The sequence below is a fragment of the Methylobacterium sp. CB376 genome (assembly GCF_029714205.1).
GTDB lineage: Bacteria > Pseudomonadota > Alphaproteobacteria > Rhizobiales > Beijerinckiaceae > Methylobacterium.
Genome location: NZ_CP121648.1, coordinates 56701 through 78003 on the forward strand (window position 1 = coordinate 56701; position 21303 = coordinate 78003).

The 21303-nt window shown below is 73.1% G+C and carries 20 protein-coding genes and 1 pseudogene; 5 read left to right on the forward strand and 16 right to left on the reverse strand.

Features of this window, described 5'->3' with window-relative positions; genetic code table 11:
- Positions 1-39 precede the first annotated feature (39 nt).
- The 7 genes from QA634_RS00255 to QA634_RS00285 form a co-directional block, all read right to left on the reverse strand.
- Entirely contained in the window at positions 40-1431 is a 1392-nt protein-coding gene (locus tag QA634_RS00255; RefSeq protein WP_018263039.1) for an MFS transporter, read from the reverse strand.
- A gap of 570 nt (positions 1432-2001) precedes the next feature.
- Positions 2002-2841, reverse strand: a complete 840-nt coding sequence (locus tag QA634_RS00260; protein ID WP_012330057.1) for an aminotransferase class IV — start codon at positions 2839-2841, stop codon at positions 2002-2004.
- Positions 2828-3433 carry an anthranilate synthase component II gene (locus QA634_RS00265; protein ID WP_012330058.1) on the reverse strand — a complete coding sequence of 202 codons (606 nt, stop codon included), beginning with the start codon at positions 3431-3433 and terminating at the stop codon, positions 2828-2830. Before QA634_RS00265 ends, QA634_RS00260 begins: the two co-directional genes overlap by 14 nt.
- A gap of 225 nt (positions 3434-3658) precedes the next feature.
- Positions 3659-5041: an aminodeoxychorismate synthase component I gene (pabB, locus tag QA634_RS00270; RefSeq protein ID WP_012330059.1), complete on the reverse strand. Its 1383-nt coding sequence runs from the start codon at positions 5039-5041 to the stop codon at positions 3659-3661.
- A 72-nt stretch (positions 5042-5113) separates the two neighbouring features.
- Positions 5114-6130: an ABC transporter substrate-binding protein gene (locus QA634_RS00275; RefSeq protein WP_012330060.1), complete on the reverse strand. Its 1017-nt coding sequence runs from the start codon at positions 6128-6130 to the stop codon at positions 5114-5116.
- A gap of 44 nt (positions 6131-6174) precedes the next feature.
- Positions 6175-7053, reverse strand: a complete 879-nt coding sequence (locus tag QA634_RS00280; protein WP_012330061.1) for an ABC transporter permease — start codon at positions 7051-7053, stop codon at positions 6175-6177.
- Positions 7054-7079: 26 nt separating this feature from the next.
- Positions 7080-7850 (reverse strand): ABC transporter ATP-binding protein, encoded by a 771-nt coding sequence (locus tag QA634_RS00285; RefSeq protein WP_012330062.1) that lies wholly within the window; start codon positions 7848-7850, stop codon positions 7080-7082.
- Positions 7851-7964: 114 nt separating this feature from the next.
- Between QA634_RS00285 and QA634_RS00290 the strand changes: the two genes are divergently transcribed.
- The 3 genes from QA634_RS00290 to QA634_RS00300 are packed head-to-tail and all read left to right on the forward strand — an operon-like array spanning position 7965 to position 11157.
- Entirely contained in the window at positions 7965-8642 is a 678-nt protein-coding gene (locus QA634_RS00290; RefSeq protein ID WP_012330063.1) for a response regulator transcription factor, read from the forward strand.
- Positions 8627-10027 (forward strand): sensor histidine kinase, encoded by a 1401-nt coding sequence (locus tag QA634_RS00295; RefSeq protein ID WP_018263034.1) that lies wholly within the window; start codon positions 8627-8629, stop codon positions 10025-10027. The genes QA634_RS00290 and QA634_RS00295 overlap by 16 nt, the downstream gene beginning before the upstream one ends.
- The gene (locus QA634_RS00300) at positions 10024-11157 is read left to right on the forward strand and encodes an ABC transporter substrate-binding protein (protein ID WP_012330065.1); all 1134 of its coding nucleotides are present in this window, start codon (positions 10024-10026) and stop codon (positions 11155-11157) included. The genes QA634_RS00295 and QA634_RS00300 overlap by 4 nt, the downstream gene beginning before the upstream one ends.
- A gap of 113 nt (positions 11158-11270) precedes the next feature.
- On the opposite strand, the pseudogene QA634_RS00305 reads toward QA634_RS00300, so the two are convergent.
- The 4 genes and pseudogenes from QA634_RS00305 to QA634_RS00320 form a co-directional block, all read right to left on the reverse strand.
- Positions 11271-11861: pseudogene (locus QA634_RS00305) on the reverse strand (formate dehydrogenase subunit alpha); the annotation flags it as partial.
- 733 nt (positions 11862-12594) lie between these two features.
- Positions 12595-13059, reverse strand: coding sequence for a YbhB/YbcL family Raf kinase inhibitor-like protein (locus tag QA634_RS00310; RefSeq protein ID WP_012330066.1), 465 nt, complete (start codon positions 13057-13059; stop codon positions 12595-12597).
- A gap of 227 nt (positions 13060-13286) precedes the next feature.
- Positions 13287-14597: an erythromycin esterase family protein gene (locus QA634_RS00315; protein ID WP_012330067.1), complete on the reverse strand. Its 1311-nt coding sequence runs from the start codon at positions 14595-14597 to the stop codon at positions 13287-13289.
- A 37-nt stretch (positions 14598-14634) separates the two neighbouring features.
- A complete protein-coding gene (locus QA634_RS00320) occupies positions 14635-15318 on the reverse strand; it encodes an alpha/beta hydrolase (RefSeq protein ID WP_012330068.1) in 684 nt (227 codons plus the stop codon).
- Positions 15319-15612: 294 nt separating this feature from the next.
- Between QA634_RS00320 and QA634_RS00325 the strand changes: the two genes are divergently transcribed.
- Entirely contained in the window at positions 15613-15906 is a 294-nt protein-coding gene (locus tag QA634_RS00325; RefSeq protein ID WP_012330069.1) for a hypothetical protein, read from the forward strand.
- A gap of 67 nt (positions 15907-15973) precedes the next feature.
- Here the strand turns inward: QA634_RS00325 and QA634_RS00330 are convergent, their stop codons facing one another.
- The 5 genes from QA634_RS00330 to QA634_RS00350 form a co-directional block, all read right to left on the reverse strand.
- Positions 15974-16375: a MucR family transcriptional regulator gene (locus tag QA634_RS00330; RefSeq protein ID WP_012330070.1), complete on the reverse strand. Its 402-nt coding sequence runs from the start codon at positions 16373-16375 to the stop codon at positions 15974-15976.
- A 117-nt stretch (positions 16376-16492) separates the two neighbouring features.
- On the reverse strand, positions 16493-16786 hold the full coding sequence (locus QA634_RS00335; protein WP_012330071.1) for a hypothetical protein: 294 nt from the start codon (positions 16784-16786) through the stop codon (positions 16493-16495).
- Positions 16787-16935: 149 nt separating this feature from the next.
- Positions 16936-17064, reverse strand: a complete 129-nt coding sequence (locus QA634_RS00340) for a hypothetical protein (RefSeq protein ID WP_265576495.1) — start codon at positions 17062-17064, stop codon at positions 16936-16938.
- A 218-nt stretch (positions 17065-17282) separates the two neighbouring features.
- Positions 17283-18377 carry a hypothetical protein gene (locus tag QA634_RS00345; protein WP_012330073.1) on the reverse strand — a complete coding sequence of 365 codons (1095 nt, stop codon included), beginning with the start codon at positions 18375-18377 and terminating at the stop codon, positions 17283-17285.
- A complete protein-coding gene (locus tag QA634_RS00350) occupies positions 18374-19717 on the reverse strand; it encodes an APC family permease (protein ID WP_012330074.1) in 1344 nt (447 codons plus the stop codon). The genes QA634_RS00345 and QA634_RS00350 overlap by 4 nt, the downstream gene beginning before the upstream one ends.
- 204 nt (positions 19718-19921) lie before the next feature.
- Between QA634_RS00350 and QA634_RS00355 the strand changes: the two genes are divergently transcribed.
- On the forward strand, positions 19922-21289 hold the full coding sequence (locus QA634_RS00355; RefSeq protein ID WP_012330075.1) for a hypothetical protein: 1368 nt from the start codon (positions 19922-19924) through the stop codon (positions 21287-21289).
- Positions 21290-21303 lie beyond the last annotated feature (14 nt).

Consider the following 21303-nt stretch of genomic DNA (forward strand, 5'->3'; position numbering starts at 1 on the left):
TCGAACGAGGCCCATCGCGCGCCCCGCGGGCCTGGATCCTCACCGGGCCTTCGAGAGGGGGGCCGCGATGCTCTCCAGAGACTTGCCCTCGGCGTCGACGCCGAGCTTCCACTCCGTGAGCGCGGCGACGAGGAGCAGGAGCGCGGCGCCGCCGTAGCCGGCGGCCAGGGCCGCGTGGTGGCCGGATTCGATCAGCCGGGTGAACAGCCAGGGCGCCATCACGCCGCCGGCCGCGGTGCCGAGGGCGTAGAAGACCGCGATGGCGAGCGCCCGGGTCTCGAGCGGGAAGATCTCGCTCGCCGTGAGGTAGGCGGAGCTCGCCGCCGCCGAGGCGACGAAGAAGATGGCGATCCAGGCGAAGGTCTGGGTCCAGGCGGTGAACAGGTCGAGGCCGAACACCAATGCCGTGACGGCGAGCATCAGGCCGCTCACCGCGAAGGTGCCGGTGATCATGCGGCGGCGCCCGATCGTGTCGAAGTAGTGGCCGAGGAGGAGCGGGCCGAGGAAGTTGCCGATGGCGAGGGGCACCAGGAACAGCCCGGCCCCGGTCTCCGGGATGCCGTAGAACTTCGCGAGCACGAGGCCGTAGGTGAAGAACACGGCGTTGAACAGGAAGGCCTGCGCCGACATCAGCACCAGGGCGAGCAGGCTGCGGCCGCGATGGGGCCCGAGCATGGAGCCGAAGATCTCTCCGAAGCCGAAGCTCGCCTTGGGGTGGACTTCCAGGATGCCGTCGGGCTCGGCGAGGGGCGCGCCCGTCTCGGCCTCGACCTTGCGCTCGATCTCCGCGACGGTGCGCTCCGCTTCCTCCTGGCGGCCATGCACCACGAGCCAGCGCGGGCTCTCGGGGACGTAGCGGCGCAGGACCAGGATGAACAGGCCGAGCACGCCGCCGATGCCGAAGCCGAGGCGCCAGCCGAGATGCGGCGCCACGATGTCCGGATCGAGCAGGAGGAGCGAGCCCGCCGCCCCCGCCGCGGCCCCGACCCAGAAGCTGCCGTTGACGATGAGGTCGACCCGGCCGCGGTACTTGGCCGGGATGAGTTCGTCGATGGCCGAGTTGATGGCCGCGTACTCGCCGCCGATGCCCAGCCCCGTGACCAGCCGGAAGAGGGCGAAGCTCCAGAAGTTCCAGGCGAGCGCGCTCGCGACCACGCCGCCCACGTAGACGACCAGGGTGGTGAAGAAGACGACGCGGCGCCCGTAGCGGTCGGTGACCCAGCCGAAGACGAGCGCCCCCGCCACCGCCCCGACCACGTAGAAGGAGGCGGCGGCGCCGATCTCCTGCACCGAGAGGCCCAGGGCGCGCGGATCCTGCAGCACCGGGCCGATCGCGCCCACGATGGTGACTTCGAGCCCGTCGAGAACCCAGGTGATGCCGAGCGCGATCACGAGGAGGAGGTGGAACCGGCTCCAGGGCAGCCGGTCCATGCGGGCCGGGATGTCGGTGCGGACAGCCTCGTCCGCCAGTGTCGTCGTCGCCCCTGCCGCCAAGACCGCCTCCCAGGATGTGGGAGGCCTAATCTTCGGGCAGCGATCCCGTTCCCGGGCGGGGCCGCCCGCGGCGGCGGGCGGCGGCGGCGCACCCCGACCGGTCTGTTGTGATCGCCCCCGCGGCGACCGACGCGCAACGCCGAGGGCGGCGACGGCCCCTGGGCTGAGTTCTGACTCTTGCTCCGGATCGCTTGTCTTTTGCAATTTCTGCGATGGAGATGAATCCAGTTCAGCAGGATACGCGCTGATTGTGTTCGAACGCCACGACATCCAGCGGCTCAGGGGCCCTCTCGTTTCCTTCTCCGACCACTCTCATCGGCGGTATCCACGAAAATTTGCCCTGTACGTAATCGAACCGGAACGCAATCACCGCACTGTTGAATCTTTCTTGTGTGTGGATGTTGGCTTCGCTCACGCGCCGTGCGGGCGTCTCATCCGTGTCCGGGCAAGCGGGGCGAAACGGCCGCCGTCGGGCAGTTCCGTGACCGCCCGCGGGGGACGGGTCAGTCACGGGGGAGAATGCGACGCGACCTCCTCCCGGAGCGCATCCGCGAGGCGCCGGATGCGCCCATCCTGCAGCCCGTCGCGGCACGCGCGTCCGTCCAGCGCGCGCACCGGTGCGATCAGGCGCAGCGAGTTCGTCACGAACAGCGCCTCCGCGCCCGCGAGATCCTCGGGGCGGAGCGAGCGCTCCTCGGCGGCGATCCCGAGATCCGGCGCCCGCGCCAGGATCCAGCCCCGGATGATGCCGGCCAGCACCCCGTCCGCGAGGGGCGGGGTGACGAGCGCGCCGCCGATCAGCGCGAACAGGCTGCCGGTGCCCGCGCAGGCGACGCGCCCGCGCGTGTTGAGGAACAGGGCCTCGTCGGCGCCCGCACGCGCCGCCTCCTCGGCCGCCAGCACCGCGTCGAGGTAGCCGAGGGTCTTGTGCCGGGAGGTCGGCGAGGTGTCGTTGCGGCGGATGCCGGTCGTGCGCAGCGCGAGCGGCGCGAAGGCGGTGCCGGGATCCGCCAGGGGCGCCGCGGTCACGAGCAGGCGCGGGCGCGGCGCGGGCGGCGGGCGCAGGCCGCGCGGGCCGCTGCCCCGGGTCGCCGTGGTGCGCAGGGCCGCCCGCTCCCGCCCCGCCGCCATCGCGTGCATGCCGGCGGTCACGGCGGCGGGGTCGAGGGGGAAGCCGAGCGCCGCCGCCGAGGCGACGAGGCGCGCCACGTGGGCCGCCTCGAAGATCACGCGGCCGTCGCGCACCAGCGCGGTGTCGAACACGCCGTCGCCGAGGGTCAGGCCGCGGTCGGCGGGGTCGAGCGGGAGCGTCGGCCCCTCGACGAAGGCGCCGTCAAGCCACGGCATCGGCCGGCGCCGCGCGCCACGCCCGCGCGAGGCGCAGGAAATTCGAGAACAGCGCGTGGCCGTGCTCGGTCAGCACCGATTCCGGGTGGAACTGGATGCCGTAGGTCGGGTGGCGGCGGTGGGAGAGCGCCATCACCTCCCCCTCCTCCGAGACCGCGTCGACCGCGAGGCTGCGCTCCAGGGCGGGACGCGGGGCCACGATGAGGGAATGGTAGCGCCCGACCCGCATCGGCGAGGGCAGGCCCTGGAACAGCCCGGTGCCGCCGTGCCGGATCGGCGAGGCCTGCCCGTGCAGGGGCCGGAGGGCCCGCTCGACCCGCCCGCCGAAGGCCGCCCCGATGCATTGGTGGCCCAGGCACACGCCCAGGATCGGCACCTCGCCCGAGAGGGCGCGCACCGCCTCGAGGGACACCCCGGCCTCGGCCGGGCTGCACGGGCCGGGCGAGATCACCAGGGCCTCGGGCGCGCGGGCGCGGATGGAGCCGAGGTCGAGCGCGTCGTTGCGCGCCACCTCGACCGCGGCGCCGAGTTCCTGGAGGTAGCGCACCACGTTGAAGACGAAGGAATCGTAATTGTCGATGACGAGGATCATCCGGGATGCCTTGCGCCGCCCTCCGGCGGCCTGGACGCGCGGGGACGCCCCGCATGATCGCCGCCAGCCGGGACCGTGCCGAGGCGCGGCGGCGTCGCACCCATAAGTGGGGGGCGCGGGCGCGCGTATCATGCGCCATCCGGTTGATTGCGTCGCCATACGGATGGCGGCTTCGCTCAGGCGCCGCGCAGGCTCGTGATCCGCTTCGATCGAGCGGATCCCGGATCAGCCCGCCTCCGGGAAGGCCGCGAAGACCCGCTCCGCCTTGGTCAGCGTCTCCTCGTACTCGGCGAGCGGATCGGAGAGCAGCGTGACCCCGCCGCCCGCCTGCAGCACCGCGCGGCCCGCCTCCATGAACACCGTGCGGATGGCGATGTTGGTGTCGAGGCTGCCGTCGAACCCGATCCAGCCGATGCTGCCGCAGAACAATTCGCGGGCATCGCCCTCGATCTCCGTGATGATGTCCATGGCGCGCAGCTTGGGCGCGCCGGTGATCGAGCCGCCCGGGAAGGTGGCGGCCAGGAGGTCGAGCGCGTCGGCGCCCGCGCGCAGCCGCCCGGTCACCACCGAGACGAGGTGGTGCACCCCCGCGTAGGTTTCGAGCCCGCACAGCACCGGCACGGCGACGCTGTGCGGCTCGCTGATCCGCGACAGGTCGTTGCGCAGGAGGTCGACGATCATCACGTTCTCGGCCCGCTCCTTGTCGCTGGCGAGCAGCGCCTCGGCCCGGGCGCGGTCCTCGGCCGGGTCGGCCGCGCGCGGGGCCGTGCCCTTGATCGGCCGCGTCTCGATCCGGCGGCCGTCGAGGCGCAGGAAGCGCTCGGGCGAGCTCGACGCCACCGTGAGCGCGCCGAGTTCGAGATAGGCCGCGAAGGTCGCGGCGTTGCGCGCCCGCAGCCGCCGGTAGAGCGCGAAGGCGTCGAAGTCCGGCGGCAGCGCGGCCGCGAAGCGCTGCGCGATGTTCGCCTGGTAGATGTCGCCGGCCCGGATGTAGTCCCGCACCCGCTCCACCGCCGCCGCGTAGCCGTCGCGCGTGAAGTTCGACTCCCAGGCGAGCGGCGGGACGGCGCGGCGCGCCGGGGCCGGTTCGGGCGCCGCGAGGGCCGCCTCCCAGGCGTCGAGATCGGCGCGGGCGCGGCGCGCGCGGGCGTCGGGCTCGGTCTCGGGGAAGCCGGTGGCGACGAGGGCGCAGGTCCCCTCGCCGTGGTCGAAGGCGAGGATCGTGGCGTAGAGGTTGAGGGCGAGGTCGTCGCAGAGCCCGGCGCGGCGCGGCGGGGCCGCCACGCGCTCCAGCGCCCGGCCGAAATCGTAGGCGAGGTAGCCGATCGCCCCGCCCTGGAACGGGGGAAGGTCGGGCCTCCGCTCGGCCCGGTAGGGGGCGAGCGCCCGCCGGATTGCGGCGAGCGGCGGCCCCTCGGCGGGTACGCCGTCGAGGAGGGTCCGCCCGTCCCGCACCCGGATCTCGCGGAACGGGTCGGCCGCGACGTAGGAGTAGCGCCCGAGGTCCGGGTGGCGCATCGCGCTGTCGAGGAGGGCGAGCCCCCTGCGCCCCCGCAGGCGCGACGCGGCGGCGATCGGGTCGAGGAGCGGGAGGGGCCGGGTCCACATGGCGCCCTGATACAGGAGGGCGCCGGGCCGGCGGAAGCCGCCAGAAGGTCCGCGGCCCGGCGGCCGCCCCGCTCAGCTCCCGGCCCGCTCGCGCAGGGCCGGGATGAACAGGTCCGACCAGGTCGCCGGCTTCGTCTTGATGATCCCGGCCCGGTGCATGAAGGTCGCGAACTCCATGATCCCGTTCGGCGTCGCCGAGAACCGGCTGTCCGGGTCCTCAAGCATCTGGGCCACCTCCTCGGGCGTCACCTTCACCTTGGAGGCGCGCGCGAAGATCTCCGCCGTCTCGGCCTTGTTGTCCTTGATGAAGGCGCAGGACTGATCGAGCGCGTCCAGGAAGGCCTGGGTCATCTTCGGGTTCTGCTCGGTGAAGCGCCTGAGCGCGAAGACCACGTCGAGGGTGATCGGACCGAACAGCTCCGAGGCCTTCAGGATCGTGCGCACCTTGGGGTCGGCGCGCTCCACCTGCGTGAAGGGCGGCGAGGCGAAGTGCGCCACGATCTCGGTCCGGCCCGAGAGCAGCGCCGCCACCGCCTCCGGGTGCGGCAGCCCGACCGTGCTCGAATCGAGCTTGCCGTAATTCTCCGGGCCGAACTGCTTGGCCACCGCCATCTGCAGCACCACGGCGGCGAGCGAGGTCTTGATGCCCGGGATCGCGATCTTGTCCTTGGGCGTGAAGTCGGCGAGCGACTTGATCTCGGGCTTGTTCACGTTGAGGTCGAGGGCGGTGGTCGACATGCCCGAGACGCCGATCACCTCGGTCTTGGGGCTGCCGCGGCCCTTCGACCAGAGCGCGAGGAAGCCCGGCGCCCCGGTGCCGGCGATGTCGAGGGAGCCGGCGATCATCGCGTCGTTGATGACGTTGCCGCCGTCGAGGGTGAGCCAGGTCACCTTGACGTCGCCGAGCCCGGCCCTGGCGGCCTGGGCCTCCAGGAACTTCTTCTCCTGCATGACGAAGAGCGGCAGGTAGAGCACCCCGTAGCCCTTCGAGATCCGCACCTCGGACACCTCCGCCCGCAGCGGCGATGCCGCGAGCCCGAGCGCGAGGGCGGCCCCCGCCGCCAGCCGAACCAGCCTGCGTCCGATCATCTCTCGTTTCCTCTCCGTTGTGTCTTGTCGGGCCCGCGGCGCCGTCAGTGCTGCATGCCCCAGCGCCGAATGGTGCGCTTCTCGATGTTGGCGAAGATCACGTTCTCGACGAAGAGCCCGATCAGGATCACGGTGAACAGGCCGGCGAAGACGTTGGTGGTCTCGAGCGCGTTGCGGTTCTCGAAGATGTACCAGCCGAGCCCGCCCGAGCCCGAGGAGACGCCGAAGACCAGTTCGGCCGCGATCAGGGTGCGCCACGCGAAGGCCCAGCCGACCTTCAGGCCGGTGAGGATCGACGGGAAGGCCGCCGGGATCAGGATCGCGCGCACCAGCGAGAGGTTGCGCAGCCCGTAATTCAGCCCGACCATGCGCAGGGTGTTCGACACCGAGCGGAAGCCCGCATGGGTGTTGAGCGCGATCGCCCACAGCACCGAGTGGACGAGGACGAAGACCACGCTCCCCTGCCCCAGGCCGAACCAGATCAGCGCCAGCGGCAGGAGCGCGATCGCCGGCAGCGGGTTGAACATCGCGGTCAGCGTCTCGAGCAGGTCGGTGCCGATGCGCGAGCCGATGGCGATCGTGGTGAGGAGGGCGGCGAGCCCGATCCCGATCCCGTAGCCGATCGCCAGGGTTTCGAGCGAGATCAGCGCCTTGCGGGGGATCTCGCCGCTCAGGATCGCGCTCCCGAAGGCCTCGACCGTGGCCCCGAAGGTCGGGAACAGGAGCGGGTTGTCGAGCCAGCGGCCGTAGACTTCCCAGAGGATGGCCAGGGCGGCGAGGACCACGCATTTGCGCAGCCAGCCCTGGCGGTAGAGGAGTTCGGGCAGCGACAGGCGCTGCTCGACCGCGACGGCGCCGGAGGCGGAGGTCTCGCGGACGATGTCCGGCCGCTGATCGAGGCCGAGGGTGCTGACTGTGCTCATGGCGTCTCTCCCGGGCGGTCCGTCGTTCAGGCGAACAGCATGTCGTTGATGCGCGCTTCGAGGGCCCCCTGCGCGGCGGTGCCGAGCTCGGCCGGCGCGAGGCTGTTGAGTTCGGCCTTCACCTGCCCCGGATGGGGCGAGAGCAGCAGGATGCGGGTGCCGACCTTGATCGCCTCCTCGATCGAGTGGGTGACGAACAGCACGGTGAAGCGGGTATCCTCCCACAGGCGCAGCAGCTCGTCCTGCATCTTGCGGCGGGTGAGCGCGTCGAGGGCCGCGAAGGGCTCGTCCATCAGCAGGATGTCGGGCTCCATCGCCATGCCGCGGGCGATGGCGACCCGCTGCTTCATGCCCCCTGACAGCATGTGCGGGTAGGAATCGGCGAATTTCGCCAGGCCGACCTTCTCGATATAGGCCATCGCGCGGTCGTTCGCCTCCGCCCCGGCGGCGCGGCCGCTCGCGGTGAGCGCGAAGGCGACGTTCTGCCGGACGGTCTTCCAGGGCAGGAGCTGGTCGAATTCCTGGAACACCATCATCCGGTCGGGGCCGGGCTCGGTGACCCTGCGGCCCTTGAGCCGGATCTCGCCCTCGACGGGGGTCAGGTAGCCGCCGATCGCCTTGAGCAGGGTCGACTTCCCGCAGCCGGACGGGCCGAGCAGGATGTAGCGGTCGCCGGGCAGCACCTCGAAATCGACCCGGTAGGTCGCCGTGACGAGATGATCGGTCGTCTTGTACTGAAGCGTGACGCCCTGGACCGTGAGCAGCGGCTCCGGAACGAGGCTGGGGCGTACGTTCATCACGGTCCCTCCCTGGATGTTCGAGGGCCCGCTTGGCCGGGCCTTGAGGGATGCTGTAGGCTCGCAACCTGACGCCAACCTGACAGAAGAGGGGCGGGAGGGAGCGCCGGCCGGATGCGGATCCTGCTCGTCGAGGACACGCGGGACCTGGGCGAGGCCATCGCGACGCGGCTGCGGGCGCTCGGCCACGCGGTCGATTGGGAGCGGGACGGCGCGGACGGCGACGCGGCCCTGCAGGTGCAGGCCTACGACCTCGTCATCCTGGACGTGAACCTGCCCGGCCTCGACGGTTTCTCGGTGCTCAGGCGCCTGCGCGCCCGGCGCGGGCGCAGCCCCGTCCTGGTGCTGACCGCCCGCTCCGAGGTGGACGACCGGGTCGGCGCCCTCGATCTCGGGGCGGACGACTACCTCGTGAAGCCCTTCGACTTCCGCGAGCTGGAGGCGCGGGTGCGGGCGCTGCTGCGGCGCCATTCGGGCCACGCCGACAACGCCATCGCGGTGGGCAACCTCGTCCTCGACCGGGCGGCCCGCAGCGCCCGGGTCGCCGGCCAGCCCCTCGACCTCACCCGCCGGGAATGGACCCTGATGGAGATCCTGGCGGCCCGGCCCGGCCGGATCTTCGGCAAGGCGGAACTGCTCGAGCGGGTGACGAGCTTCGAGGAGGATGCGAGCGAGAACGCCGTCGAGCAGATCGTCGCCCGGCTGCGCCGCAAGCTCGCCCAGGCCGGCGCCGAGCCCGAGATCCGCACCCTGCGCGGGCTCGGCTACCAGGTCGTGTGGCCGCAGACGTGATCGCCCGCACCCCGTCCCTGTTCCTGCGCCTCGTCGGGGTGCTCGGGCTGGTGCTGGCCGTCGGGGCGGCCCTGCTGCTCGCCGCCGCCTGGACCTCGGCGCGGCTCGCCGCCGACGAGGCCTACGACCGGCTGCTCGTCGGCGCCGCCCTGCAGATCGCCGAGACCATCGCCAGCGACGGGCGCGAGGTCAGCGTCGATCCACCCTTCTCGGCCTTCGAGACCCTCGGCCTCGCCCCCCGCGACCGGATCTTCTACAAGGTGCTCGACCCGTCCGACCGCCTGCTCACCGGCAATGCCGACCTCGCCGTGACGGTCGATCGCGGCCGGCTCGGCGAGGGGCCGATCCTGCTCGACGGGACCCATCGCGGCGAGCCCGTCCGGGTCGTGGTGGCGGGCCGCTACGTGCCGGACGCCGCGCGGGCGGGCTTCGCCGCCGTGGTGGTGGCCCAGACCCGCGAGGCGCGCTCGGCGCTCGCCGCCGAACTGACCGCCAAGGCGAGCCTCCTCGTCGTCGCCATGAGCGCGCTCGCGCTCGGTGCCGTGATCGTGGCGGTGCGGGCGGCGCTGCGGCCGCTCGCGGCGATCGAGGGCGTGCTGGCGGGGCGCGGCCCCAACGACCTCGACCCGCTCGACGTGGCGGTGCCGCGCGAGATCCACCTCCTCGTCGGCTCGATCAACCACTTCATGGGCCGGCTCTCCGGCCACATGGCGATCATGCGCCGCTTCATCGCCGACGCCGCCCACCAGATCCGCACGCCCCTCGCGGCCCTGTCCGCGCAGGTCGACCTGCTCTCGGCCGAGGACGACCCGAAGCGCCGCCGGGCCCAGGTCTCCCGCGTCCAGGCGCGCACGGCCGAGCTCGGGCGGCTGACGAACCAGCTCCTCAACCACGCCATGGTGATCCACCGGGCCCGGGCCGTGCCCCTCGCGCCGGTCGATCTCGCGGGGATCGCGCGCCAGACCCTGATCGACGCGATCCCGCTCTCGGGCGGGCGCCTGGTCGATATCGGCTACGATGGCCCGGACGAGGCGCTCCCGATCCGCGGCGACCCGATCGCCCTGCGCGAGGCGCTCGCGAACCTGATCCACAACGCCCTCAAGCACGGCGCCCCCCACCGCCTGACCGTGCGCACCCGGCGCGAGCCGGGCCGGGTCTCGGTCGAGGTGGTGGACGACGGGGCCGGCATCCCGGCCGCCGAGTGGGGGCGGGTGCGCGAGCCCTTCCAGGCCGCGACGGGAGGCGGGATCGGCTCGGGCCTCGGCCTCGCCATCGCGGCCGAGGTCGCGGCGGCCCATGGCGGCGAGATGCGCTTCGAATCGCGCTCCGACGAGGGATTCGCCGTGGTCCTGAGCTTTCCCGCCGCCGAGGAGGCGCCGCGGTGAGGCGCTCCCGCGGGCTCTCCGCCGGTCTCTCGGCCGGTCTCTCCGCTGCTCTCTCGGCCGCTTTCCTGGGCCTCGCCCCGGCCGCCGGCCACGAGGTGACGCGCTTTCCCGCCCCGGAATGGCCGCGCGTCGAGCTGACCATCCGCGCCGCCGCCGACCTCGACGTGATGGAGCCGCTGATCCGCGACTTCCAGGCGCTCTCCCCGGACGTGACGGTGATCTACGTCGAGTACGAGACGGCGGAGCTCTACGGCGAGGCCGCGGCGGCCTGCGGCGCGGGCCGCGCCTCGGGCTTCTCCGCCGACCTCGTGATCTCCTCCTCGGTCGATCACCTGGTGAAGCTCGCCAATGACGGCTGCGCCCGGGCCTACCGCTCCGCCGAGACGGCGCGCCTGCCGCCCTACGCGGTGTGGCGCGACGAGGTCTTCGGCTTCACGACCGAGCCCGCGGTGATCGCCTACCGGGTGGACCTCGTCCCGCCCGAGGACGTGCCCCGCAGCCGCCTCGAACTCGTCGACCTCCTGCGCGACAAGGCCGCCGCCTATGCGGGGCGGATCGGCTCCTACGACATCGCCGCCTCCGGGATCGGCTACCTGTTCGCGACCTACGACGCCCGCAGCGCCGCCACCTACGGCCGCCTCGTCGAGGCCTTCGGGCGGGCGCATCTCCGGGTCGCCTGCTGCACCAGCACCCTCATCGCGGATCTCGAGGCCGGCCGCCTCGCCATCGGCTACAACCTGCTCGGCTCCTACGTCTACGCGGCGATGCGCCGGGGGGCGAAGCTCGGGCTCGTGGTGCCGCGCGACTACGCGCTGGTGCTGGTCCGCGGCGCGCTGATCCCGGTGAGCGCGGTCCACGCCGCCGAGGGCTTCGCCTTCCTCGACTACCTGCTCTCGGCGCGCGGGCAGCGCCTCAGCCGAGAGAAGGCCTTCTTCTTCGGGCTCGACGGTCCGTTGCCGCCGGGCGTCGACGGCCCGCCGAGCCTCGCCGCGACGGGGGCCTTCCGGCCGATCGCGCTCGGCCCGGCCCTGCTCGCCGTGCAGGACCGGGCGCGTCGCGCCCGGTTCCTGGCGGAGTGGCGCCACTCGATCGGCCTCGACCGGGCGGCGCCCGCGCGCGGAGGACCCTGAGCATCATTCGCCGAAGTGGTCACCGGTTTGGCGGCAAAAATGATTCGAAAACAAGAGTCCAAGCAGAATTGCGCCATGCAATTCTGCTTCGTTGTTCGGGTGGGCGCTCCCGATCAGGCCGCCTGAATCCGGCGGAGGGTCGCCTTCGTCTCCTGCATGCCGGAGACGGGGTCGAAGCCGAAGGTCGTGACCGTGTTGACGCTCTCGCCCAGCACCACCGGATCCGTGTCGCGCGGGTAGTAGCCCCGCATGTCCCTGCCCTGGTACCAGCCCGAGAAGTGGAACGGCATGAAGGCCACGCCCTTCGCCACCCGGTCGGTCACCAGCGCCTTCACCTTGGTCCTCTTCACCTTGGTCCTGGAGCCGTTCTCCGGGCCGTAGACCCAGACGAACTGCCCGTCCCTGATGCCGCGCTCGGCCGCGTCCTGCGTGTTCACCTCCACGAACACGTCCTGCTGCAACTCGGCGAGCCAGGGGTTCGAGCGCGTCTCCTCGCCGCCGCCCTCGTACTCGACGAGGCGGCCCGACGACAGGATGATCGGGAAGTCCCTGGCGATGGCCCGGTCCACGGCCGCCTTCTGGACCGAGAAGCCGAGGTTCGGCACGCGGAACTGGCGCTCGTCGGGCCGGGTCGGCTACTTGGCGACGAGGTCGGGCCGGGGCGAGTCGATCGGCTCCCGGTGCACCGGCACCGGGTCGGGCAGGAGGATTCCTGGCCGACCCAGACCCCGTTCACCACCTCGGCCGTCACCGTGCAGCCGACCGAACAATGCGTGCAGATGTTCTTGCGGATCGTCACCTCGGGCCCGCTCACCGCCGAGCCGGCGGCCCGGGCGGCCCGGGCGGCGCGCAGGGCGCCGGGCCGCAGCGCGCCGAGGGCGGCGAGCCCGCCCGCGGTCAGCCCGGAGCGGCGCAGGAAGGCGCGCGGTCGAGGCGGGCGGCCTCGTCCCGGGGCGCCGCCGTTCCCCCGCCCCCGCCGGTGTCCCTGCGCGTGGTCAGCATGCGGCCTGCTCCCGGTGGTGCCCCGCCCGGCCGAGCGTCCCTGTGCCGAGCGTTCCTGCACCAACCATCCCGGTTCGGGCCGCGGGCGCGTTCACCGGCGTTGAGCGGGGCGGGAGAATTCCGCGCCGCGCCCGGATCCGGATCCCCGCCGGCTCAGCGGCCGCTCCCCGAACCGGCGCCGGCCCCGGTCCCGCCGGGCGGCACGGCGGCCGCGCCCGTGGTGCCCGTCGACAGGCTGCTGTGGCCCGCGCCCGGGGCTCATGCGCGTCTCCCTCCGTCGCTCCGGTCCGGGGCGGGCGTGATCGGCGCGCGATCCGGTGCCGCCGCGTCTCAGGCGGAATCCGATGGAATGCGTCGCCACGCGGATGTCGGCCTCGCTCACGCGCCGCGCGGGCGTGTCAGACGCGGTCCGGACGTGATCGTCCCGACAGCGTCTCACCTCCGGAAGGTGGCGGTGAGTTCGGCCTCGCTGAGAATGTTCTCCCGGGCCACGTCCCAGACCTGCGCCGCCGAGGGCTGCCCGTCGAGGCCGAGATGCGCGATGCCGAGCGCCAGCAACCGGAAGCGGTAGGTGTGGGGCGGGTCGCCGGGCGGCGGCGCCGGGCCGTCGTAATGGGCGTTGCGGAAACCGTTGACCGCGTGGGGCAGGCCCTCGACCGCCGCGCCCGAACTGCCGCCCTCGGGCAGGTGGCGCCGCTCGTGCGGGATGTCGTAGATCACCCAGTGCCGGAAGGACGGGGCCGGCGCGTCCGGATCCTCCAGGATCAGGACGAAGCTGCGCGTGTCCGGCGGCGGATTGCTCCAGGCGAGCGGCGGCGACAGGTTCTCGCCGTGCCGGGCGTAGCGGGACGGGAGCAGCGCCCCGTTCGCGAAGGCCGGGCTCGTCAGGGTGAAGGCCATCGGGTCCTCCTCTGCATGCGGTCCTGAGCAGGCTTCACAAATGCGGCCGCCGGTCCTGCGACGAAAACCTTGGGCCTATCGACGATCTAGAGCGTCCTCCGACGAAGTGGATACCGGAACGTCGAAGAAAACGCGGCAAAATCAATGACCTAGAGTAGGATCCGAGTGCAGCGTGATCGGGCGCTGCGCGTCGCGGACGACGCGCCGGGCTGCCAAAGCAGGCCCGCTCAGAGGCCGCTCGGGTAGGTCTCGCTCTCGCCCCGCCGGGGCGGGGCGCGGTCGAGCGGCGTCACGGCCGCCGTCTCCTCGAACCACAGGACGGCGTCGAACTGGTCGGGCAGCACGGCCTCGAAATAGTGGCTCTGCAACTCCGTGCGGGGCCGGTAGACGACGCCGATCGCCCGCTCGCGCCGGGGCGCCGCCCAGGCCTCGCGCAGGGCGGCAGCCCTCGGCTCGCGCAGGTCCAGGACGGCGCGGGGGAGGCCCGCCGCCCGGAACAGGGCCTCGTGGCTGTCCTCGCGCACCGGCCGCACGGTCATCACTTCCATGGGCTCGTCCCAGTCGTGGGCGGCCGCCACGGTCCCGCGATCGGTGGCGAAGCCGACCAGCACCGCGTCCTCGCCGTAGGCGGTCTTGGCGAGTTCGCCGATGTTGAACTCGCCCTCCCAGCCCATCGCGGTCGCGCCCGCATGGCCGATATGCGAGTTGTGCGCCCAGACCACCGCCTTGGCGTGCCGCCCCATCAGGTGCTGGAGCGTGTCGAACATGTGACGGTCGCGGATGTTCCACGACTCGACCGAGCCGCGATACATGATGCGGTAATACTGCTCGGCCGCCCGCACGATGCGGGCGTTCTGGGCCGCGTCCAGGTAGGAATCCGGGTCGTCGGCCGCGTAGGCGGCGCGCTTCTCCTGCAGGTCCCGCAGGATCGCGGCGACCGCGTCCTCGCAGGGATGCTTGGCGCCGAACATCACCTCGCGCCCGTAGCGCTCGGGCTTGGCGTGCCAGGGCGAGAGGCAGCCGTAGCGCTCGCGCGCCTGCCGGGCGGCGGCGGGGTCGACCCGGTCGAGGTAGTCGAGCACCGCCGCCATCGAGGCGCCGAGGCTGTAGACGTCGAGGCCGCGCACGCGCACCTGATCCCCCGGCGGGCGCCCGGCATTGACGCTGCGCAGGCCCTCCGCGAGGGCGAGGACCTCGCGGTTGCGCCACATCCAGGTCGGGAAGCGCGCGAAGCCGCCGTCCGGGAACGGCGTCTCGGCCGCGCCGCGCAGGTAGCGGTCGATCCCGGCCGCGTCCGGCCAGTCGGCCTCGAACGCGACGATGCGGAAGCCGTGCTCCGCCACCAGCCGCAGCGTCAGGGCGGCGCGCGCCTCGTAGAACTCGCGCGTGCCGTGCGTGGCCTCGCCGAGCAGCACCACCCGCGCCGCCGCGAAGCGGTCCGCGAGGGCGCCGAACCCGGGCTCGCTCGGCGGCGGCAGCGGCACCAGACGCTCCCGCAGGAGCCTGACAAGGTCCGCCTCGGCGGCTGGATCGGCCATGCTTCAACCTCCGGTTGTATCGCGTGGCCGCGCGGGCTCAGGCGAGGAAGCGCCGGAACGCCTCCGCGACGAGCGGGCTCGGCACCGCGTGGCCGCCGCTGAACGGCCGATAGGCGACGTCGTAGCCGTCCCGCGCCAGCGCGCCCGCCACCCGGTCGCCGCAGCGCGCGAAGGGCAGGACCGGGTCCTCCCGCCCGTGCGAGAGGAAGATCCGCGGCGTTCCCTCCCGGCGCGCGGGAGCGCAGAAGCCCGGCGAGAAGGCGAGGACGTCCCCGAACAGGGATCCGTTCGCGAGGCCGAGGGAGAGGGCGTAGGAGGCCCCGTCCGAGAAGCCCGCGACGGCGATGCGGGCGGGGTCGACGGCCTGGCGCGCGAAGAGCCGCCCGAGGGCCGCGTCCAGGAAGGCCACGTCCGGCCCGTAGCCGCGCTGGATCAGGTCCCAGGTCGCCCCCCGCGAATCCGGGACGAGGACCACGACCGCGTGCTGCTCCGCGCAGGACGCGACCATCGGCAGGACGTCCGCGGACGAGGCGCCCGCCCCGTGCAGCATGACGAGGAGCGGCGGTCGCCGCCCCGGCGGCGCGACGCCCGGCACCTGGACGAGCCCGTCGCGGGTGCCGCCGAGGCCGATCGCATTCGTCCCGGCCGGGAGCCCGGGTCCCGCCGCCGCGTCGGGCCTCGCCATCAGGATGCCCTGCGCATGGGCGGCCGCCTCGGGCATGGTCGCGCTCCCGCTCGTCCCGCTGCCGCGATCCCGGCGCACGCGCCCGATCGCATGTCATCAAAGCAAGATCGGCGGCCGCTGTTCCTGGATTTTTGGCGTGAAGGGTGATCCGGACCGCGATTGATCTGCGTGAATTGCCGGCGGAACGGCCGCAACGGCGCGGCGCGTGGAGGATGGACTGTGGCTCTGCTGATCCGGAACAGGAGGCCGGGTGACCCGTTGGTCAGGGCGGGTGCCGCGGGCCGCGACGGCCGGGGACCCGACCCGCTCCTTCCCTCAGGCGAGAGTGTCATGACGCAGACGAAACCGGAGCCGCGGCCCAACCTGAAGAGCTTCGACGCCTACGCGGACCGCAACGGCCAGGATTTCGGCCAGGACAGCCCGCTCGACGTGGCGAACCCGGAGGACCTGCAGCGGCGCATGAACGAGGAGCCCGACTGGGAGGCGGAGGTGGTCCGCATCGCCTCCGACCGGGCGCGCCTCGACGCCGTGTCGGGCGGCAGCGTCGGGACGGTCGAGGCGACCGAGGCGGAGACGCCGCCGGAAAATCTGAGGAAGCTCTCCGACCCCAGCTCGCGCGGCTGAGGCGGAAGCGGCCCTCGGCGCCCGGGCGCCGAGGGCCTCTCGCGTGGTGGAGGGCCGAGGCGCGGCCTCAGCGGCGGCGCCCGAGGCCGCTCGCCTTGGCGAGCTCGGAGCGCTGCGCCGCGTAGTTCGCCGCCACCATCGGGTAGTCGGGCGGGAGGCCCCACTTGTCCCGGTACTGCTCGGGCGTGAGCCCCCGCGTGCTCAGGTGACGCTTCAGGGACTTGTAGGGCCGGCCGTCCTCCAGCGAGATGATCGCGTCCGGCGTCACCGTCCTCTTGATCGGGATCGGCGGGACCGGCCGCTCGGGCTCGGGAGCCGGCGGCTGCCCGAGCCGCCCGAGCTGGTCGTAGACGGCCTGGATCAGGGCCGGCAGTTCGGCCACCGGGACACTGTTGTGGGAGACGTAGGCCGCGATGATATCCGCCGCCATCGTAATCGGATCGAGCTCGGTTGCGTACTCGTCACTCATCGAACGTACCGGGGGTTGCAAACCTCGGCTGTCTGTGACCGGGCCACCGGTGTGTCAACTGGATTTCACCAGATAACGGCTAAACGTTGCTCGGGCGATGATCGCGGCGGGTGCGGTTCATTCAGACGAGAGGTGGTGCGGGCGGGCGCTCGCCGGGTCCGCGGGGTCGTGCGCCGATGCGGAGGCCGATGCGGAGGATGGGGGCTGCGCGCGACCGGCCACCAGCGGCCACTCGGCCATGCGGGCGATCGGAATGCGGACTTCGAGCAGCAGGTCGTCGTCGAGGAGCCCCGGGGCGAGGGCGATCTGCGCCTCCGGGAAGGTGGCGAGGATGGCGGCCACCGCCGCGTCGATCTCGGCGTCGCGGTCGGGGCCGAACTCGATCAGCACGTGCTTCAGCAGACGGATCATCGCGCCTCTGTCGCATGCCGGGCGCGCCGCCCGCCAGTGCGGCGCGGGCACGCTCGCGCCCGGCTCGGCGGCCGATCATGAACCGTCCGATCCCGTCTCGGGCGTGCCGCGGGCCGGCACGGGCTTTGCGCGCGCCGCACCCGACCGGGTCAGCGCCCGCGGTCGAGGAGCGGCCAGGCGAGGAGGAGCAGCGCCGAGACCGGGAGCGCCACCGTCGCGGGGGCCAGCATCAGGAGCCCCAGCGCCAGGATGGTCAGCAGAGCGGCGGCGAGGCGCATCTGGGCGGACCTCCCCCTGGCGGCGCGCAGGACCAACGCGCCGGGCGCCCGGGCGCTCCGCCCGGCCGCCCCGGGGCGGGCGGCGTCATCCGACATCCGACGGATTGCTTCGCCATCTCCCATTTCGGCCATGCGGATGTCGGCTTCGCTCAGGCGCCGCGCTCAGGCGCCGCGCAGGCTCGTGATCCGGGATCCGCTTCGATCAAGCGGATCCCGGATCACTCGAGCGTGGGCCGCAGCACCTGCGCCTCGCGCTTGGTGGCGAGGATCAGGCTCGACTCGTCGGGCCGGTACCGGTAGCCGATGCCGAAGCCGAGCGGACGCGGCGGCTGCCGCCGGAACAGCTCGGCCAAGCGCGGCTGGTAGCGGCCGGCGAACAGGCCGATCGGGCCGGTGTAGCGGCCGTAGGGCCGCAGCTCCCACTCGGGCCCGAACATCGCCGCCGGCACGCCGGTATCGTCCTGCAGCAGCGTCGAGGTCTGCCGCAGCAGGAAGCGGCGCACCTCCGAGAAATGGCCGTCGTGCATCAGGTAGGAGGCGCTCTTCACGAGCCCGTCGCCGATCCCGAGCCGCTCGCAGAAGGGCGCGAGCCCGCTCTTGGGGAAGCCGTCATTGTCCAGGTTGGCGCTGAAATAGTAGAGCGTCTGGTCGGGCCCGCCGGGGCGCGCGAAGGTGATGCGGACCCCAGGCGTCCCCGCCCCGGCGGCGGCTCCCGCATTCAGGGTTCCCTGCGGATCGAGGTGCACGAACTCGACGCCGCGGATCGTCTTCCCGGCGCGGGCGAGGAAGACGTAGAGCACCGGCAGCGTCCCGGTCGCGGGGCTCGCCCGCAGGTCGTCGCGCATGCTGAGCGTGCGGAAGAAGCTGAAGTTCAGCACGGTGTGCAGCGAGGTCCTCAGGCTGCGCGTCACCGAAGCGAGGCTGCCGCGCGGCAGCTTCGCCGGGTCGGGCACGCTGCCGACCGGCTCGAGCCCGGCCAGCACGTAGGTCGAGGCGTCCGGGAAGAAGCTGTCCGCGTAGAGGAAGTCCGGCCCGCTGAACAGGTAGTAGACGGTGCCGCGGCGGGCCGTGAGGTTGGCCTGCGACCACGCCCGGATCTTCCCGAGCTGGCGCGTTTCGACCGTCCGGAAGGCGGCCGTGAAGGCGCCCGCGTGCTGCTTCCAGGCCGGGTCGGTTTCCAGCCGGGCGAGCATCGCGCCGGGCGGGGCCGGCATCCCGGCGAGGAAGCGCGCGGTCGCGTCCGGGCTCGGCGCCTCCGCGGCGGCGACGCCGAGGGGCAGGACCAGCAGGCTTGCGAGGAGGATCTGTCTCATTGCGAGAGCGCCTTGCGTGCGTCGCCCTGCGGCTGCGCGGCGGCGAGCCCGAAGAGCAGGAGGCCGGCGAGCATCATCAGCAGGCCCGCGAGGGATTCGAGCGGCCGGACCGCGAGCAGGTGGATCATCATGAACAGGGTCACGCCGAGGAAGATCGCCGGCGTGACCGGGTAGCCCCAGGCCCGGTAGGGCCGCGTCAGGTCGGGCCGCACGATCCGCAGCCGCACCAGCCCGAGCACGGTGAGGAAGGAGCAGAGCAGCAGGCAGACCTGGACGAAGTCGAGGACGGCCTCGAAGCTCCGGGTGAGGAGGAGCAGGCTGGCGATGCCCGCCTGCAGCACGATCGCGGCCCGGGGCACGCCGCCGGCGGAGCGCCGCGCCAGCGGCGCGAGGGGCGCGAAATCCTCCCCCATGGCGACGGTGACCCGCGGCCCGATCCAGGTCATGGCGCCGATGGTCGGGATCAGGCCGGCGCAGATCAGCGCCCCGACGACCCGCCCGCCCTCCTCCCCGAAGATGTGCCGGCCCGCGATCAGCGCGACGTCGATCTGTCCCGCGAGCTCCGCGACCGGCGTCGTGGAGAGGAAGACGGCGTTGAGCGCGACGTAGAGCAGGATCACCGTCCCGGTGCCGAGGAGGAGCGCCCGCGGCAGGCTGCGCTGCGGCTCCCGGATCTCGCCCACGATGTAGGTGGCGGCGTTCCAGCCCGAATAGGCGTACATCACGAAGACGAGGCTGACCGCGAAGGACGCGCTCAGCACCTCGGCGGGATCGAGCTGGCTCGGCGCGAAGCTGATCGGCTGCCCGCCGCCCCGCGCGAAGCCGGCCAGGATGAAGGCCAGGATGAGCGCGAGCTTGAGGAGCGTGAAGCCGACCTGGAAGGCCGTGCTGTGCCGCGCCCCGCGCAGGTGCACCGCCGCGACCGCCCAGACGACGCCGAGGCCGAGGAGGAGCGGCGGGGCCTCGGGCAGGATCGCGCGGGCGTACTGGCCGAAGGCCATGGCCGCGAGCGCGACCGGTGCCGAGAAGCCGACCGTCGCCGACAGCCAGCCCGCCTGGAACCCCAGGGCCGGGCCGTAGCAGCGGGTGAGGAAATTGTACTCCCCGCTCGAGCGCGGGAACATCGCGGCGAGTTCGGCGTAGCAGAACGCCCCGCACAGGGCGACGGCGCCCCCGATCACCCAGAGGAGGAGAAGGCCGAATCCGGACGAGATGTCCTTGACCTGAAAGCCCAGGCTGGTGAACACGCCGACGCCGACCATGTCGGCGACCACGATGCTCGTGGCGGCCAGGGTGGTGATCGTCGCGGCCGGCCGGGATGCTGTGGGAGGCTCAGTCATGACTGGTGTCCACGCCGGCCTCGAAAAAGCCACAGCCGCTATTCTTAAAGGATGAGCAGTTTACAAGCCGTATCCGCGCGCGGTTTTCGAATGAACACGGCCGCGTGCGGAGGAGAAGAGCGGGTCCGGTAAGACATCATTAACCATGTTCCGGCCATCGTCCGGCGGTCGGTGACGCGTCCGGGCGGGGCGGGACGGCGAGCGATGGGCGGGCAGATGGGCAGCGGGACCGGTCGGCGCCTCCCCGGCGAAGCGGGGCCTGAGACCCTCGTCGGGGCCTGGCTCCGGGCGGGCCACCGCGCCACCTCCCTGCGCGGCGCCGTCGCGGTGTGCGGCCCGGTGCCGTGGCCGGACGGGCCGGGCGACGCCGTCCCGTCGCCCGGCGCGGGCCTCCTGCCCTTCCGCCGCCCCACGACCCCGGCGGCCCGCTGGCGGCGCCGGAACCGCCACGTCGCCGCCGCGGCGCTGCTCGCCTTCCTGGGCGAGACGGCGGCCTGCCGGTCCCTCGTCGAGCCGTCGGCCGCGCCCGCCCCGCTCGCCGCCGCGCCCGCGCCCCCTGAGCGCTCCGCGGTCCTGGAGCGCTCCGCGACCCGGGAGCGCGCCGCGGTCGAGTCCCCCTCCGCGCCGGAGGAGCGCCCCGCCCGCGCGGGCGAGGTCGCGACGCCCGCGCCCGCGCGCCGGCCCGGCTTCGCCGGCACGACCGAACTCGTCGCCTTCGCGACGGCTCCGTTCCCGTACGACGGCGCGGTGCCCGAGCGCGGTCCCTTCCTCGACGTGGTCCGGGACGGGGCGCGCGGCCACCGCACCGCCCGCGGCCAGGTGCTGTGGGAGAGCGAGACCTTCAACGACAGCCGGGTGCTGATGCATGTTCCGGCGGGGTTCGACCCGAACCGGCCGGCGGTGCTCGTCCTGTACTATCACGGGCACGGGGCGATCCTGGGCCGCGACGTGCTGCTGCGCCAGCGCCTGCCCGCGCAGGTGACGGGCGCGGGCGTCAACGCGGTCCTGCTGGCCCCGCAATTCGCGGTCGATGCCCGCGATTCGAGCGCGGGACGGTTCTGGGAGCCGGGAGGTTTCGGCCGCTTCCTCGACGAGGCCGCCTCGCGGCTGGCGGAGCGGACGGGCGCCCCGCGCGGGCTCTTCGCCACGATGCCGGTCGTGCTCGTCGCCTATAGCGGCGGCTTCGCCCCGGCGGCCTGGAGCCTCAGGGACGCGGCCGGCGCGCGCCGCGTGCGCGGCGTCGTCCTCCTCGACGCCCTCTACGGCGAGGCCGACACTTACGCGGCCTTCGCGGCGCGCGGCGGCGGCCGTTTCCTGGTCAGCGCCTACACGCGGTTCACGGAGGCGCGCAACGCCGAGCTGGAGCGCGGCCTCGCCCGGCGCGGGGTGAGTGTCGGCCGGCAACTCCCCGAGACCCTCGCGGGCGGGGCGACCTTCCTTCCCGCCGGCCCCGACGTGACCCACGCCGATTTCGTCACGCAGGCCTGGGCCGAGGACCCGGTCGCCGACATCCTGCGCCGCCTGCCCCTCGACCGGCCGAGCGACGCCTCCCTCGCGGCCCTCGGGCGCTGAGGCAGGGGCCTCCC

Bases quoted from the DNA above. Each gene is read 5' to 3' on its own strand.
- QA634_RS00255 (WP_018263039.1), bottom strand. From the start codon at position 1,431: ATGGACCGGCTGCCCTGGAGCCGGTTCCACCTCCTCCTCGTGATCGCG.
- QA634_RS00260 (WP_012330057.1), bottom strand. From the start codon at position 2,841: ATGCCGTGGCTTGACGGCGCCTTCGTCGAGGGGCCGACGCTCCCGCTC.
- QA634_RS00265 (WP_012330058.1), bottom strand. From the start codon at position 3,433: ATGATCCTCGTCATCGACAATTACGATTCCTTCGTCTTCAACGTGGTG.
- pabB (WP_012330059.1), bottom strand. From the start codon at position 5,041: ATGTGGACCCGGCCCCTCCCGCTCCTCGACCCGATCGCCGCCGCGTCG.
- QA634_RS00275 (WP_012330060.1), bottom strand. From the start codon at position 6,130: ATGATCGGACGCAGGCTGGTTCGGCTGGCGGCGGGGGCCGCCCTCGCG.
- QA634_RS00280 (WP_012330061.1), bottom strand. From the start codon at position 7,053: ATGAGCACAGTCAGCACCCTCGGCCTCGATCAGCGGCCGGACATCGTC.
- QA634_RS00285 (WP_012330062.1), bottom strand. From the start codon at position 7,850: ATGAACGTACGCCCCAGCCTCGTTCCGGAGCCGCTGCTCACGGTCCAG.
- QA634_RS00290 (WP_012330063.1), top strand. From the start codon at position 7,965: ATGCGGATCCTGCTCGTCGAGGACACGCGGGACCTGGGCGAGGCCATC.
- QA634_RS00310 (WP_012330066.1), bottom strand. From the start codon at position 13,059: ATGGCCTTCACCCTGACGAGCCCGGCCTTCGCGAACGGGGCGCTGCTC.
- QA634_RS00315 (WP_012330067.1), bottom strand. From the start codon at position 14,597: ATGGCCGATCCAGCCGCCGAGGCGGACCTTGTCAGGCTCCTGCGGGAG.
- QA634_RS00320 (WP_012330068.1), bottom strand. From the start codon at position 15,318: ATGCCCGAGGCGGCCGCCCATGCGCAGGGCATCCTGATGGCGAGGCCC.
- QA634_RS00325 (WP_012330069.1), top strand. From the start codon at position 15,613: ATGACGCAGACGAAACCGGAGCCGCGGCCCAACCTGAAGAGCTTCGAC.
- QA634_RS00330 (WP_012330070.1), bottom strand. From the start codon at position 16,375: ATGAGTGACGAGTACGCAACCGAGCTCGATCCGATTACGATGGCGGCG.
- QA634_RS00335 (WP_012330071.1), bottom strand. From the start codon at position 16,786: ATGATCCGTCTGCTGAAGCACGTGCTGATCGAGTTCGGCCCCGACCGC.
- QA634_RS00340 (WP_265576495.1), bottom strand. From the start codon at position 17,064: ATGCGCCTCGCCGCCGCTCTGCTGACCATCCTGGCGCTGGGGCTCCTG.
- QA634_RS00345 (WP_012330073.1), bottom strand. From the start codon at position 18,377: ATGAGACAGATCCTCCTCGCAAGCCTGCTGGTCCTGCCCCTCGGCGTC.
- QA634_RS00350 (WP_012330074.1), bottom strand. From the start codon at position 19,717: ATGACTGAGCCTCCCACAGCATCCCGGCCGGCCGCGACGATCACCACC.
- QA634_RS00355 (WP_012330075.1), top strand. From the start codon at position 19,922: ATGGGCGGGCAGATGGGCAGCGGGACCGGTCGGCGCCTCCCCGGCGAA.